Origin of the sequence: Paenibacillus sp. TAB_01, from assembly GCF_043945595.1 — a bacterium.
In the GTDB taxonomy this organism is placed as follows: Bacteria; Bacillota; Bacilli; order Paenibacillales; family NBRC-103111; genus Paenibacillus_S.
The window spans coordinates 3729522-3744925 of record NZ_JBIFNP010000001.1 but is presented as its reverse complement, the minus strand read 5'-3'; the positions used below and the strand labels follow the sequence as shown (position 1 = coordinate 3744925).

General features: G+C 52.7%; 11 protein-coding genes and 2 pseudogenes. 12 read left to right on the top strand and 1 reads right to left on the bottom strand.

Features of this window, described 5'->3' with window-relative positions; genetic code table 11:
* The first annotated feature begins 46 nt into the window (after positions 1-46).
* The 9 genes and pseudogenes from ACHHV8_RS18045 to ACHHV8_RS18005 all read left to right on the top strand — a co-directional run bounded on the left by ACHHV8_RS18045 (position 47) and on the right by ACHHV8_RS18005 (position 11670).
* Positions 47-1072, top strand: a complete 1026-nt coding sequence (locus tag ACHHV8_RS18045) for an acyltransferase family protein (RefSeq protein ID WP_395160263.1) — start codon at positions 47-49, stop codon at positions 1070-1072.
* Complete coding sequence (locus tag ACHHV8_RS18040; RefSeq protein ID WP_395160261.1) at positions 1009-2232, top strand: acyltransferase family protein; 1224 nt, start codon at positions 1009-1011, stop codon at positions 2230-2232. Before ACHHV8_RS18045 ends, ACHHV8_RS18040 begins: the two co-directional genes overlap by 64 nt.
* Positions 2233-2489: 257 nt before the next feature.
* Positions 2490-2843 (top strand): response regulator, encoded by a 354-nt coding sequence (locus ACHHV8_RS18035; protein ID WP_395160259.1) that lies wholly within the window; start codon positions 2490-2492, stop codon positions 2841-2843.
* A 105-nt stretch (positions 2844-2948) separates the two neighbouring features.
* Positions 2949-6011, top strand: a complete 3063-nt coding sequence (locus ACHHV8_RS18030) for an ATP-binding protein (RefSeq protein ID WP_395160257.1) — start codon at positions 2949-2951, stop codon at positions 6009-6011.
* Positions 6008-7129, top strand: coding sequence for a response regulator (locus ACHHV8_RS18025; protein ID WP_395160255.1), 1122 nt, complete (start codon positions 6008-6010; stop codon positions 7127-7129). Before ACHHV8_RS18030 ends, ACHHV8_RS18025 begins: the two co-directional genes overlap by 4 nt.
* 397 nt (positions 7130-7526) lie before the next feature.
* A pseudogene (locus tag ACHHV8_RS18020) lies at positions 7527-9075 on the top strand (spore germination protein).
* Positions 9076-9096: 21 nt separating this feature from the next.
* Positions 9097-10290, top strand: a complete 1194-nt coding sequence (locus tag ACHHV8_RS18015) for a Ger(x)C family spore germination protein (RefSeq protein ID WP_395160253.1) — start codon at positions 9097-9099, stop codon at positions 10288-10290.
* A gap of 6 nt (positions 10291-10296) precedes the next feature.
* Complete coding sequence (locus ACHHV8_RS18010; RefSeq protein ID WP_395160251.1) at positions 10297-10545, top strand: hypothetical protein; 249 nt, start codon at positions 10297-10299, stop codon at positions 10543-10545.
* Between the two features lie 6 nt (positions 10546-10551).
* On the top strand, positions 10552-11670 hold the full coding sequence (locus ACHHV8_RS18005; protein ID WP_395160249.1) for a GerAB/ArcD/ProY family transporter: 1119 nt from the start codon (positions 10552-10554) through the stop codon (positions 11668-11670).
* A 66-nt stretch (positions 11671-11736) separates the two neighbouring features.
* On the opposite strand, the gene ACHHV8_RS18000 is transcribed toward ACHHV8_RS18005, so the two are convergent.
* Complete coding sequence (locus ACHHV8_RS18000; RefSeq protein WP_395160247.1) at positions 11737-11955, bottom strand: hypothetical protein; 219 nt, start codon at positions 11953-11955, stop codon at positions 11737-11739.
* 385 nt (positions 11956-12340) lie between these two features.
* On the opposite strand from ACHHV8_RS18000, the gene ACHHV8_RS17995 reads away from it, so the two are divergent.
* From ACHHV8_RS17995 to mreB, 3 genes and pseudogenes are all read left to right on the top strand, one after another.
* The gene (locus ACHHV8_RS17995; RefSeq protein ID WP_395160245.1) at positions 12341-13549 is read left to right on the top strand and encodes an MFS transporter; all 1209 of its coding nucleotides are present in this window, start codon (positions 12341-12343) and stop codon (positions 13547-13549) included.
* 87 nt (positions 13550-13636) lie between these two features.
* Positions 13637-14030: pseudogene (locus ACHHV8_RS17990) on the top strand (VOC family protein).
* A 207-nt stretch (positions 14031-14237) separates the two neighbouring features.
* Positions 14238-15284, top strand: coding sequence for a rod shape-determining protein (gene mreB, locus ACHHV8_RS17985; protein WP_395160243.1), 1047 nt, complete (start codon positions 14238-14240; stop codon positions 15282-15284).
* Positions 15285-15404 lie beyond the last annotated feature (120 nt).

The following is a 15404-nucleotide window of genomic DNA, read 5'->3' as shown; positions in this document are numbered from 1 at the left end:
GAACAGCAATGCTTATGGGGGACGTGTACGAAAGGGAAGAACGAGCATGAGTCTTATGTCAAAGCAGCAGAAAGCAAGTCATCAAAGCGCCTCCGGATCGGGAGAGGACGGGGCGGGATCCGGCCGTTGCGGGCCTGATCGAAATGCCAGAAGCTATATTCCCGGACTGGATGGAATCAGAGCATTGGCTGTGCTGGCCGTCATTGCCTATCATCTGCATCCGGCCTGGATTCCGGGCGGCTTCTTGGGGGTTGGCGTATTCTTCGTCCTCTCCGGTTACCTTATTACCGATTTGCTCATCTCGGAATGGAAGCGAAGCGGAACGCTGGATCTGAAGCAGTTTTGGCTGCGCAGATTCCGCAGGCTGCTTCCAGCCCTGTTCGTCATGCTAGCATGCGTTACTGTATGGACGGCGCTCGTCCGTCCGGCCCAGTTCACATCCTTGCAGGGTGATGTGCTGGCGGCAGTGACTTATATGAACAATTGGCGGTTTATTTATCATCAGGTCTCCTATTTCGAAAGCTTCGGCCCGCAGTCCCCGTTAACCCATCTGTGGTCGCTTGCGGTAGAAGAGCAATTCTATATCGTGTGGCCGCTGCTGCTATTCGCCGGCCTGCGATGGATGCCCCGCCGGGGCCTGCTGCTCGGGCTTACGCTGGCGGGAGCCGCGTTGTCCGCATGCCTGATGGCCTGGCTTTATGCGCCGGGCTATGATCCCAGCAGAGTCTATTACGGTACGGACACACGAGCCTTCGCGCTGCTGCTTGGAGCCGCGCTCGCGATTTTGTGGCCGAGCGGGAAGCTGAGGCTGTCGGCGGAACGTCCTTTACGGCTGCCGCTTGAGGGAGTGGGCATCGCCGGTTTTGCTGTAGTCGGCGTCATGATGTGGCTTGTCAATCAATACGGTGATTTTCTTTACATGGGAGGGCTTGTGCTGCTCTCCGCTGCGACGGCGGCCGTAATTGCGGCAGTCGTCCACCCTGCCAGCCGGCTGGGCCGGCTTTTGGCGTGGCAGCCGCTCCGGTGGCTTGGGTCCGCTCCTACGGCATCTATTTATGGCACTATCCGGTGATTGTTCTGACCAATCCGGCTGTCAACACGAACGGCGTCGATCCTCTGCGCGTGACTCTGCAGGTGGCCTTGACCATCGGATTGGCCGCGTTGTCCTATCAATTTATTGAGGAGCCGATCCGCAAGGGCGTACGGGGCCTGGGCAGCGCCCGGACGGATGCGAAGCAGAGAAGGAAGGGCAGGGAAGCTCAGCTGAGCCGATGGGTTGTATCGGCATGCATTTTGCTCGTAGTAAGTGTCGGCGTTGCAGGCAAGCTGCTGCCGGTAACCGGTGCGGCCGCAGTCACCGTCGTTCCCCGCGATGAGCAGGGGGCGGTGGCCGTGACCGCAGCGGTCGCGCCGCCGTCGAACGAGATGACGGCCGAGGCTGTTATGCCCCCGGAGACGGTGACGGGAGCGGTCTACAGCCAAGCGGCGCCGGGGCAGCTGGCTGCCTCCGCCGTACATGACGGCAGCCTTTCCGCCATGGCGAGCCCTCCGGCGGAGCCGACGCTGGCCCAAGGAGGACGGCAGGACGGAAGGCCGTCCGGCCAGCAGAGCGCTAACGGCATGCAGGATCCGGCCCGTGAGCAAGCCGGCGCTGCGGCAGGATCTTCCCCGCATGTTCCTGCCCTTCAAGGGGGAGACGAGAGTGCCGCGTTATCCGAGGCAGCGCGCAAGGGGGCGGGCGTCACGGCCATCGGAGATTCGGTCCTGCTCGATGTGGAGCCGTACTTGCTCAAGCTCTTACCCGAAGCTCAAGTCCATGCGAAGGTCGGACGCCAGATGGCCGAGGCTTATGCCATTGTGGAGCAGCTGCTTGCGGAACGGAAGCTGGGCGATACGGTGATTGTGGAGCTGGGAACGAATGGCGCTTTTTCCAAGAAGCAGCTGGATTCGTTAATCGATCTTATTGGCGATCAGCGCCGCATTTTACTGGTCAACACAAGGGTGCCGCGGCCTTGGGAGGATGTCGTCAATACAGAGTTGAGCCAGACGGCGGAGGCTCACTCGAATATTACGCTGGTAGACTGGTTCCAGGCAAGCACGAACCAGGACGCTTTTTTCGCGCCGGACGGCGTGCATCTTCAACCGAAGGGAGCGGAGTTCTATGCTTCGCTCCTCGCCGGAGCGTTGGTGCCGGACCTGTCCTCGGGACATCAGCTGGCGGCAAACATGTAACGGTATGGAAGCGGGGGCTCCTTCTTATGAGGAGTCCTTTTTAATAGGCCGGGCAGAGGCGCCGTACGACGGAAACTATCCAATTCCTAATATTTTAATAAGCATGATCTGGCCGGCGGCCAATTTTTCTTCCGGACCACGGTAATTTTTGATGAAATGTTTAGAAATTGTTCAGTCCCTGTGTGGTAAGATGAGTTCATCGTTTTTTCGCAGTCAGGAAATAAGTTCATTCGAAAATTCACCGGGGTGTGTAGATCATGTCGAAAATATTAATTGTTGACGATGCGGCTTTTATGAGAAATATTATTAGAGATATATTAGAGGCTGAGGGGCATGTCGTGATCGGGGAAGCGGCGAACGGTACGGAGGCCATTATGATGTACAGACAGCTCAAGCCCGATATGGTGACGATGGATATCACGATGCCGGACATGGACGGTATTGCCGCTTTGAGAGAGATCAAGCGGAAGGACAGCATGGCGAAGGTCATTATCTGTTCCGCAATCGGGGATCAACCTACAGTTATAGCTGCAATCAAAGCAGGGGCGATTGATTTCCTGGTAAAGCCGTTTCAAAAGGAACGGGTGCTGAGCGCGTTAGCAAGAGTCTAGCGGTATTTCATCTCTTTTCTTCATTTCTCTCACGAATGACTAGTGAGGGTTTTTGTTGTTTCTGTTATGATGGTTAGATGGCAGCTTAAAGAAAAGGATATTTTCATGAAAACAATAAAAGACATGAACGGACAACGTTGGCGTATTCTTGCCCTGACGGGCCTTTTTTTGGTGGTAACCATATTTTTCACTATTTTATGGCTGCATCATAAGCAGGTGTTCCCGCAGGCGAAAGAGGGAGTGCTGGATGCAAGGGGCTGGAATTTCGAGGAGCACGAATATATGCCGCTTCAAGGCGACTGGGAGTTTTATCCCGGGCAGCTTCTGACGCCGGGCGATTTTCGCGACAGCTCGGGTCAAGTGAAGCCGCCGCGCGCGCTGCTTAAAGTTCCGGGTAATTGGAACGCCCTAGTGCAAACGAACGGGACTCCGGGGTACGGGGCGGGAACGTACAGATTGATCGTTAAGGTGAACCGGAACGATATTTACAGCCTGAGAATGAAAAAGGTAAGGCTGTCCAGCAGAGTTTATTTGAACGGCTCGGAGCTGGGCGGCAACGGCACTCCGAGTCTAACGGAACAGGGCTTCGCTTCGAGCAATCTTCCTTTTTTCGGTACGGAGAAAGCGGAAGCGGGAGATGTGGAAATTATTATCCAGATCGCAAGCTACGATTTCATGACCGGGGGGCTCGTGCAGGCGCCGGAATTCGGGCCTAACGATGAGCTGCTGAAGCGGCGCGACCGGTCTCGGCTTACCGATATGGCGCTGATTACGACGATGTTCGTCTTTGCGCTGTATTTCGCAGGGATGTACAAGCTGTGGCGCAAGCAGCGGTATTTAATGTATTTCAGCCTGCATTGTCTCATGACGGGGTTGTTTTTCTCGATTGACAATGAGATCATCGCAGCCAGCCTGATCCCTGATTTTTCATTTGTATGGCTGCAAAAAATGATCGTCTGGACGGTTTATTTTTCCTTTATCTTTTATGCTCTTTATATTTACCGGTTTCTGGATCAGCCGGATAATTGGCTGTTTCGTTCGCTGCGCTGGATTATTTACCTGCTCAGCGCTCTTACGCTTGTAACCGGCAACGCATGGCTGTCACATCTGCTCCCGGTGAATCTTCTGCTGCAAAGCGGCATTTTTATCTGCATCTTCTATGCCTTATTCCGCAGCCGGAGCAAGGAAGCCCACCGGCCGTTCTTTATCGTGCTCGGCGTCTTCTTCTTGATTCTGTCGTGGATCGTTGCCCAGTACCGCTATGAGCTTGCGTTGGATCAGCCTTATTTCATTGTCTTCTCTCCGCTGATGCTCGTGTTCTCTCAAGCCTTTCTGTCGTATTCCAGACTGCAGACGGCCTTCAATAGAAACGAGCAGCTTTCTTTGCAATTACTGGCTTATGACCGGCAGAAGGACGAATTTTTGGCCAAAACGTCCCATGAGCTGCGGACGCCGCTGCACGGCATTATTAATTTATCGCAGACGCTGCTGGAGGATAAGGAAACGCAGCTGAGTCCGCCTCACCGGGACAATATTCGGCTGCTCAATCTGGTCGGGCGCCGCTTGGCCGGCTTGATCGACGATATTCTGGATATGTCTTTAATCAAGCAGGGAAAGCTCAAAATTCGCCAGACTGCCGTAGATTTGCGGATGTCGCTCCGGTTCGTGCTGGAAATGCTGTCTATTACGCTGCGAAATCATCATGTGCTGATCGTCGACGAGCTTGGCTTGGATACGCCGCTCGTCTATGCGGATGAGAACCGGCTGCGGCAAATTTTGTACAACCTGCTGGAAAACGGGATGAAGTATACCGAGCGGGGAACCGTTACGGTATCGGCCGTCAGATCGGACGGGTATTTGGCCGTCTCGGTCAGCGATACGGGGCCGGGGATTGCCGAGGAAGTGCAGGCCCGGCTGTTCGAACCCTTCGAGCAGGGGGATAACGCCGCTCAGCACACCTCGTCCGGCATCGGGCTTGGCTTAAGCATCACGAAGCAATTGGTAGAGCTGCAAGGTGGATGGCTTACGGTCGACTCCAAGCTTGGCGAGGGGCACCGCTTCACCTTCACGATCCCGATCGCCGAGGCTGCGGTTGAGACTGCGCCTTCGCTTTCGGATGATTCGGAGCAGCGCATGGCGCCTGTGGAATTTGCGGCGGCGCCGGTCAGTCCCGATGCGGAATTTACCATCCTTCTTGTCGATGACGAGTGGTCGAATTTGAAAATTTTGATCGACACCATTACGGCCATGAAGCTGAGCTGTATTGCGGTTCAGAGCGGACACGAGGCACTGGAGCGGCTGCAGCGGTCGCCTAAGCCTGACCTGGTGCTGCTGGATCTGATGATGCCGGGCATTTCCGGACTGGAGGTATGCCGCTCCATCCGCAGCCTGCACAGCTTGTCGGAGCTGCCGGTGTTAATGCTGACGGCATCGGGTCAGTGGAGCGACATGTCCGCATCCTTTAACGCCGGAGCTAACGATATTTTGCAAAAGCCGTTCGAGCTGGCGGAGCTGCGTGCACGGGTTCAATCGCTGCTGGCGATGAAGCACTCATCCGAGCAGGCGATTCGGAGGGAAATGGATTTTTTACAGGCGCAAATTACGCCTCACTTCTTGTATAACAGCCTGAATGCGCTGGTGGGGCTCAGCTACATGAACATAGATAAGCTGAGGGATACCATCCAGCATTTGACAGTCTATTTGCGCGCCAAGTTTACGTTCGTCTTTGAAGATCAGCTGGTGCCGCTGGAGCGGGAGCTGGAGCTGGTCAGAGCTTATTTGGCCATCGAGCAGATTCGCTTCGGCAGCCGGCTCAAGGTCGAGTATGAGATTGACCCGCGTGTCCATTGTATGCTGCCGCCCTTGACGCTGCAGCCCTTGGTTGAGAATGCGGTACGTCACGGGATCGGACCTAAGCAGTCCGGAGGCACGGTGAGGATTATTGCCCGGCAAGGGCAGCGGCAGGTAGAAATAATTGTCGAAGATGACGGTATCGGATTGAGCGAGGAGGCTCGAAGAAAGCTGGTGGGCGAAAAAGGGAGAGGCGTAGGCATCGGAAATGTAAACCGCCGGCTGCAGATGCTTTTCGGTCAAAAGCTGCAATTCCACAGCACGCCGCTTGAGGGGACGCAGGTACAATTTTGTTTGCCGGAGGAAGGACATTCATGATCAGAGCGATGTTGGTGGATGACGAGGAAATTGCGCTTGATTTAATGGAGATTCTATTAGCCGAGATTGGAGGAGTGACCATCGTCGGGAAATATCTGCATCCGGCGGAAGCATTGGCCGAAGTCGAGCAGGCAGAGCCCGATCTCATCTTCCTCGATATCGAAATGCCGGGCATGAACGGATTGGCTGCGGCCGAACGGCTGCTTGCCATAAGGCCCCGGTTGAAAATCGTTTTCGTTACGGCGTATCATCAGTACGCATTGGACGCATTTGAAGTGAATGCAAGAGATTATTTGCTGAAGCCCGTTTCCAAGGAACGGCTGATCAAGAGTCTTGAGCGGTTCAATAAAGACCGCAGCCCCGCTCCCCAAGCGCCTCAAACGGCTGCGGCCGCTTCCGTTCCTATCGAAGAAGCCGCATCACCGGCAGCGAAGCTTCGCCTTCATGTGCTGGGCAGTATGGAGCTCTACGATGCGGCAGGTACGCTGGTGTCGTGGCGAACGAAGAAGACGAAGGAGCTGTTCGCGCTGCTCTGGCACCACGGTGGCGCGCCGGTGTACCGGCTCCACATATTGGAAGCGTTATGGCCTCAGCTGACGGCGGAACGGGCGCAGGCGTTGTTTCATACAACGATGTACCGGCTGCGCAAGACGCTTAAGTCCTTGGGCTATCCCGAGATGATTCATTTTGCGGACGAGCGGTACACGCTGCACTGCGAATGGATTGAGAGCGATCTGCAGAAGCTTGAGGCCGCCATGCAGAACGTGCAGACCGAGCCCGTTGTGGAGAAGCTGATCGGTTTATACCGCGGCGATTACTTGGAGACGGAGCATTATGGCTGGGCTCAGCCCAGACGTCTTGAACAGCGGGCCGCTTTTCAGCAGGCGCTTGAGAACTGTACGCAGCAGGTCGGCGGTCATCTTCGGGAGTGCATTTGGCGTAAGCTGATTGAGATGGAGCCCTATGCCGAATCGTACTATATTTCACTGCTGCATGAAATGAAGAGTTCGGGAAATATAACCGGGATGCGGCTGCTCTATCTGCAAATGAAAGAAAAATGGAAGGACGAGCTTGGCATGGAACTGGATATAGAGATCCAGGAGCTGCTGCGCAAATAAACCGCGGATACCGCGGTCAGGCTATCGAGAAACCTGCTTTAAGTGAAAAATGAACACAGACGCAGGTGGGGTATCTAAGCTTACGAAGCCCCTTTTTCTACGAAAAACGCTTAGTTTACGTCCGCCTTTAAAATCCGTGAAAATACCTTCAAATCTAATCCAATTCACGGATTTTAACAGCGGCTGGAGGAGGATACCCCACCGGAGTGTCCCCCACCAAGTGAGGGGTTCCTTAACAAGTTCAAACCGCGGATATCGCGGTTTATTTTTTTGGGGGAAATATTCAGCGAAGGAAATGAAATCCGGGAACTCCCAGGAAATGAAACCGGTTATTTTGCACACGAGAAATAGGCTGGCTCCGTATAATCCGCCTCACTCTGGATAATATTACAACATGATGGGTAAACAGGGGGAGGGCTGCTTCGTGAATGATACTTCTGCAGCTTCAAAGCCGCAGTATGCGTTGTCTGCCGGAATTGGCCTGAATATCGAAGAAATCCAAGCGAGATTCGGCTGCAGCCAGGATCTGGTCGTGAAGGAAATGAGCTTCGGCGCGATAGATATCGCGTTGGTGTATATTGAAGGCTTGGTCGATACGTATGTCTTGAACCAATCGATTATTGCCGCTTTGTTAAGCGACGACAAGCGCAGCGCAGATGCTCCGTCCGGGAATTTGCTGTTCTTTCTGAAAGAGGACGTGCTGACCGTTGGAGATATCGGTCTGCTGAAGGAGATGGACAGCCTCTTTGACAATGTGCTTTCCGGGGATGTGGTGCTGCTGGCGGACGGCTATACCGAAGCCCTGCATATCGGAGCGGCCGGCTGGGACGAACCGCAATGTCAGCGAACCTACCTCGCAAACGGTCGTGCGGGGACCGATGGAGGCATTCACGGAAAATCTGCGCACGAATACGGCGCTCATTCGCCGGAAAATTAAAGATCCCCGGCTCTGGCTGGAAGGAAGGCAGATCGGCACCGTGACGAAGACGAATGTCGCGGTCATGTATATGAAGCAGATCGCTCAGGAAAGCCTGGTGCAGGAAGTTTTCAGCCGATTGGACCAAATCCGTATCGACAGTATCCTGGAGAGCGGTTACATTGAAGAATTTATTCAGGATAAGACGCTGACGCCTTTCCCTACCGTGTACAATTCCGAGCGGCCGGATACGATTGCGGCCGGTTTGCTGGAGGGCAAGGTGGCCATTGTCATCGACGGAACTCCGTTCGTGCTGCTCGTTCCAGCGCTGTTCGTCCAGTTTTTTCAATCCGCGGAAGATTATTATCAACGGGCTGATGTGAGCACGCTTCTGCGGATGATGCGCTTTATGGCCTTTTTTATTACAATGCTGTCACCGTCTCTGTATATAGCCGTCACGACCTTTCACCAGGAAATGCTGCCGACCAATCTGCTGATCAATTTGGCGGCGCAGCGTGAGGGCGTTCCTTTTCCCGCTTTTGTCGAGGCGCTTCTGATGGAAGTGACGTTCGAAATTCTTCGGGAGGCCGGCGTGCGCATGCCTAAGACCGTAGGTCAAGCCGTTTCGATAGTAGGCACGCTGGTCATCGGGCAGTCGGCGGTGGAAGCCGGCATCGTATCGGCAGTTATGGTTATTATCGTAGCCATTACCGCTATTTCCAGCTTTGTTATCCCCGCTGCAGGCATGTCCATCTCGGTTCGGATGATCCGATTCATCCTGATGGGGCTGGCGGCTTCCTTCGGATTAATCGGCATTATGGTGGGGCTTCTGCTGCTCGTTATCCATTTATCGTGTCTGCGTTCGTTCGGGGTTCCGTACTTAAGCTCGCTATCCCCTTTTCATGGAAAGGATCAAAAGGACACTTTATTCCGGCTGCCGTGGCCTAGAATGACGACGAGGCCTATGTCCACAGTCAAGGAGAACTTATGGCGGCAGCCGAAGACTTCCAGTCCCAAGACCAAGACTTGATAAAGAAGAGGTGTATCGGTATTGAGAAAGGGGGCCCGGCTGTGTGTTTGGGTGCTGCTGTTGACTCTGCTGACCGCCTGCTGGAACCGCAGAGAGTTAAATGAACTCGGCATTCAGATGGGAACGGCCATTGATAAAATTGGTGATCAATATCAGGTAGCTGTGCAGGTGGTTGTCCCCGGCGAGGTTTCAACGAGACTCAACAGCGGCAGGTCACCGGTGACCTTATACAAGGCAAGTGCGCCGACGATTTTCGAAGCATTCCGTAAGCTAACGGAAACCAGTCCGAGAAAAATCTATTCTGCGCATATCCGTGTCCTGATCATTGGGGAGTCGCTGGCCAAAGAAGGGATCGGTACAACCCTGGATTTGCTGTCGCGCAATCCTGAAGCGAGAACGGATTATTATATTATGGTGTCCAGAGGCATGGCAGCGGAGGAAGTGTTGAAGGTCATGACCTCGCTGGAGAAAATACCTGCCCATAACTTGTTCTACTCCCTGGACACAGCCTCCAGGACATGGGCTCCCACCACAACCGTTACAATGGATGAAGTGATTCTTCAGTTGGTAACCAGCGGCTTGAATGCGGTTCTGCCCGGCGTGAAGGTGTTCGGCAACCAGGCGGTGGGCGACAGCAAATCCAATGTGGATAAGATCGAGAATGGCGCTTGGATGCAAGCGGCAGGACTCGCGGTCTTCGACAAGGACAAGCTGGTCGGCTGGCTGAATGAGGAAGAAAGCAAAGGCTACAATTACATAAGGAACAATGTCAAGAGCACCGTTGGACATTTGAAGTGTCCCGATGGGGGGCTGCTTGCGCTCGAAACGCTTCGGACGGACACCGATATCAAAGTAAGCTTTGAGCAGGGGGAGCCGGTTATACTTCTTAGAATAATTAACGAATCCAACATAGGTGAAGTCGAATGTAAAATCGACATTAAGAAGCCTGAAACGATCGTATGGATTGAGCGGGAGATCGAAACCAAGCTTAAACAACAGCTCCAGCAAACGATTCAAAAGGTGAAATCCAAATTCAACGTGGATATTTTCGGGTTTGGGCAAGCCGTGTATAGAAAGGATCCCAAGGCTTGGAGAAAGCTGGAAGAGGAATGGAAAGAACGGTTTCCCCGGTTACAAGTCAACTATGATATCGACGTCACGATTCGAAGAACCGGAACAACCAACAATTCATTCGAGAACAACATCAAGGAGTAGGGGCCTATGTTCGGGGTGATTACAGGGATTGTGCTCACTGCAGCCGTAGGGGCTGCAGTCTTGGAGCTTCCCAAGCTCATCAAACGGCGGAAGGTAAAAGAAGCGGTGGTTTACGGGCTGATGTTCGTTATGGGAACGGCTCTCTGTATCATTACAGGGAACGATAATAATTTACCGAGCCCGTTTCGGCTTCTCGTATGGGTATATAAGCCTGTCAATGATTGGATTGCCGCGATGTTTTCGGAAGGAGGTTGAGGAGATTTGAAGATAGAGAGGATCAGCACCAAGCAGATGTCGGTCCTTATTATTTTTTTCGTCATCGGCGATATGCTGCTTTTCCTTCCGTCTAACATGGCAGCAATTGCCCATCAGGATGCCTGGATTGCCGCTTTGATCGGCCTTGTGCTCGGTACTCTGACCGCTTGGCTTATTTTTGAGTACAGCCAGCGCTTCGTCGGGCTGAATCTCGTGCAGATTCACAAGCAAGTGCTGGGAACATGGGCGGGCGCCGCGGTATCCTTCTTTTATCTGATCGTGATGTTCCATGATGCGGCGACGCAAGTCAGGGAAATCGGCGACTTTGTTACAACGCAGATGATGACGGAAACACCGATGAGAGTCATTTGTCTATTGATGGTCATTTTGTTTGTCGTCGCCATCCGCAGCGGACTGGAGTCGATTGCACGAACAGCTGAGGCGCTGCTCTTCATTTTTGCGGTTATGTTTATTGCCATTATTTTGCTTCTCATGCCGGAAGTGAAGCTGGATCAATTGGCGCCCGTCCTGGAGAGTGATCTGCCTACGCTGGTTCATGGCTCTTTATTTTTCATCGCATTCCCCTTTACCGAGCTGTTCGTCATGTGGATGATCATCCCGAATGTAGCGGTGAATAAACATCTGCGCAAAGATTTTGTCATAGCTTCTCTCATCGGGGGAGCTGCCATTTTTGCTATTGTTTTGATGTCGCTTCTTGTATTAGGAGCTTACCTCACGGAGCATCAAATGTATTCAACCTATACGTTAGCCAAAAAAATCGGCATCGGCCACTTTCTGGAGCGAGTGGAAGCGATCCTTGCCATCAGCTGGCTGTTGAGTACCTATTTTCGTATGGTCATTTACGGTTACGCGTTTATCAAAGGCTTGGCCGAGCTGGTTCAAATTCAAGATTACCGGAGACTGACGGTGCCGCTGGGCACGCTTATCTTCGGATACGCTTTAATCATGTCGCCGAATATCGTCTATTTCAATTCGATGAATCCTTACTGGGCCACCTGGGATTTCACTTATTTTCCCGTCATTCCGGTAATCGTGTACCTGATCTTTAAAATCCGGAAGCGGGCTGCCGGCCGGAATCCGGCGGCGGAGGAGGAGCCAAGCTAATGAGAATGGCAAAATCAAGCTTAAAGAGCTTAGCGGATATGGATTCCGGCTAAGTTCTTTGAGCTTTCACGTATTGGATCGGACGATATAAACTACAAGGGCGAGATAGCCGAGAATAATGGCTGCGATATAAATCCAGGAAAGTCTTGACCAATTTCCCTTGGTTTTCATGTCATAGTTCGGATTGCCCTCTTTGTTTTTCTGGGAGACGCCTACGAGAATGGTCCCGATCAAGGCAAGCAGCATGATGGTTGCGAATAAAATGTAATATCCATATAACGGCATCTGAATGCACCTCGTCAAGATGAAAGTTGTTGTTGCATCCTGACTATAACAAGAATCGGTTGAGCCGTAACCAGCCAATCCTGGTTCAATTGGCCCATCCAATTTGTCAATTCTATGTAGAGGGAGGAAGACTATTGGGGCATCCATTTCACATGGAGCTATTTTACATAATCAATAAGAATGTGTCCTCCTGGCATTTGCGCCAATTGCATTCGTTATAAGTCGATGGAAGAAGTCAGCTCCTTTTTTTGAGGGGATGGCTTTTTTTATTAGACAAAATAAAATTATGTTTGAAAAATAACAAACAAAATAATATAATATCTAACTATAAACAAACTTTAACTAAAAATGTTTGTTTAAAAATTTTCGAGAGGGAGTTATAGCATTGTTGAAAAATCGGTATGTCCGTACAATCGTCTGCTCCCGAATTCTGCTTCAGCTTGGAATTTGGGTCAGAAATTTTGCCATTCTTCTGTATGTCACAGATGTGACCGGGAACGATCCTTTCTTCGTATCCCTGATTTCCATTGCAGAGTATGCGCCCATTTTTATTTTCGCTTTCATCGGAGGGACGTTTGCAGACCGGTGGCTGCCCAAACGAACTATGGTATGGTGCGATCTGCTGTCGGCTTTGTCCGGCTTAGCGGTCGGGCTTGTGATCTCCTCCGGCGCTTGGCATGCATTATTTATTGCTGCTTTCGTATCCAGCGTTCTGTCGCAATTTTCCCAGCCGTCGGCCATGAAGCTGTTCAAGCAGCACGTCGAGGAGGAGCGGCTCCAAGGCGTCATGGCCATGTTTCAATCGTTGATGGCCATATTTATGGTGATTGGTCCCGTGCTTGGAACGATGGTTTATGAGCGGTTTGGCCTGGAGGCCTCTTTGCTGATAATGGCCGTCATGTTTATGGGCTCGGCCCTGGTTTTATCGACACTGCCGCGGGATGCCAAGGGGCCGCAGAGCCAAAAGAACGGCAGCTTTCGTGAGGAGCTTGTGGCCGGCATTCGCTATATAGGGAAGAACCGTGTGCTTCGCTCGTTGGGATTCAGCTTCGCGGTTTCGGGCTTGGCTGCCGGCTGCATCCAGCCGCTGACTGTCTTTATCCCTATCGAGAATCTGGGTCAGGACAAGTCTTTTCTGCAGTGGCTTATGATGGCCAACGGGTTCGCGATGCTTGTCAGCGGAGGCTTGATTATGACTGCCGCCAAAAAAATCAGACCGCAGGCGCTGCTGGCGTGCGGACTGCTGGTCAGCGCCCTCGGCACGATTGGAGTCGGGTGGTCGCATAACACGGCGCTTACGATCCTTCTGCAAATCGTCTGCGGTTTGAGCTATCCCAGCATTCACATCGGGATTCAAACGATGATTATAAAAAACACCGAAGCGGCTTTTATCGGCCGTGTCGGCGGAGCTTTGACCCCTATATTTATGGGGATGATGGTCGTCGGAATGTCCTTGTCCGGGGGATTGAAGGAAATGACTTCGCTGTTCTTCCTATTTGCCGGCAGCTCTGTTCTGTTCCTGATCGGAGCTCTGCTGCTGCTTCCGCTTCTAAAGAAGGAGCGGGCGTCTGCCAACACGGCAATGACAAGGTAAGACCGGCCGGCCCGCTTAGCAGGATTTCGCAGGAAAACAGCGAATCCTTATCCTCTGAATCAAGTTTACAAGAAGGCAGGGATGAGCATGGCTGTCAAAAAAATGGAGCATGTCGGCGTTATGGTAAGGCAGATAGAGCCTTCCGCCGCATTTTACGAGCGGGTGCTGGGGCTTGAGCTGAAGGAGATTTTACCGCATACGAACGGAGTCATCCGGCTTGCTTTTCTCGGGTTCCGGAATGAGGATGAGACGGAGCTGGAGCTGGTTGAAGGCTACAACGACAGCCTGCCGGCAGAAGGCAAAGTACATCATCTCGCCTTTACGGTCGATGATATCGAGGAGGAATGGACACGGATTCAAGGGCTTAACGTGAAGTTTGTAGATGATGCCATTACTACCCTTCCGAACGGCTCCCGTTATTTCTTCATCGAAGTGACCGGACGGCGAACGCATTGAGCTGTTTCAAACGACGCGCAGCTAAGCCCACCGCGTCCCGGACTTACTAAACCATTCGAAGCGTTTCAACCGCTTGGATGGTTTTTTTTCGGTTCCGGGCAAGGTTGTGAGATTTTTCCATGCACCTGAATAAGCGGCGCCCCCCACAAAACGGAAAGCCATGAAGAATACTATACAAAGTCATCTCCCTCCAAGCTTTGACATGGATTAACAATAAAGGAGGAATTTCTTCATGTTAAAAAGATTTGATAAATTATACGGAATTGATTTGGGGACTTCCAATACGGTCATTTATGAGAAAGGAAGAGGGATTGTCTTAAACGAGCCTTCGGTCGTAGCCACCAATCAAAATACCGGAGAGCTCTTGGCCGTCGGCGCCGAAGCGCAGGCCATGATCGGACGAGCCCCTGAGCACGTAGACATCAGCTACCCGCTGAAAAACGGCGTCATTGCCAATTTCGACAAAACGAGCAGCATGCTGCAGCATTTTATAAAAAAAATTCAAGGGCGCTCGCGGTTGCTGAGAAGCTCGCAAATCTACATATCGGTGCCATGCGGCATCACCAACGTTCAAAAAAGAGCGATTGAGGAAACCATTGTTCACAAAGGGGCCAAGAAGGCGATTGCGGTAGAGGAGCCGTTGGCGGCGGCGCTTGGAGCCAACCTGAGAATCGATGAGCCGATAGGCCATCTGGTGCTCAATATCGGCGGCGGCACCTGTCAGGTAGCCGTGCTGTCTCTGGGAGGCATTGTAGCGAGCCATACGATCCATCGCGCCGGTATGTCGGTCGATCGGGATATTATGGATTATGTCAAGAAGCAGTACAATCTGGAAATCGGCGAACCGACGGCGGAGATGATCAAGAAACAGATCGGCACGGCCTCCCCGGCCGCGGCGGAGCGTCATTTGGATATTCGCGGGCGTGACGGCATCACCGGGCTGCCAAGAACGATCCGCTTAAGCTCTGTTGAGATTTATGCGGTAGTGGACGATTTTCTCAAATCGTTGATCGAGGCCATTCGTGCCACGCTTGAACGCTGTCCGCCGGAGCTCGCCGGGGATGTGATCGAGCAGGGGATTCTGCTGTGCGGCGGCGGCGCTTTGCTGGAGGGGATTGACGAACGGATCAGCCGGGAGACCGGGGTGACGGTTCAGATTGCGGAGCAGCCGCTGGAGTGTACCGCGCTCGGAACCGGGCAAATGCTTGGCGTTCTGACCGGCAGAAGCCGGCAGCCATGGAAGGAAGAGCGGACGGAAGAAACCGCAATGGAAGCCTAATCAAGGCAGGAATTGAAAGCTTAGTCTCAGGCGGAAAGCCGAGAGACTGAGCTTTTTTTGTTCTTTCGGCTGATTCTGTGCGGCATCTATGCCGATCGCGGACTATCTGTGGTATGCTAA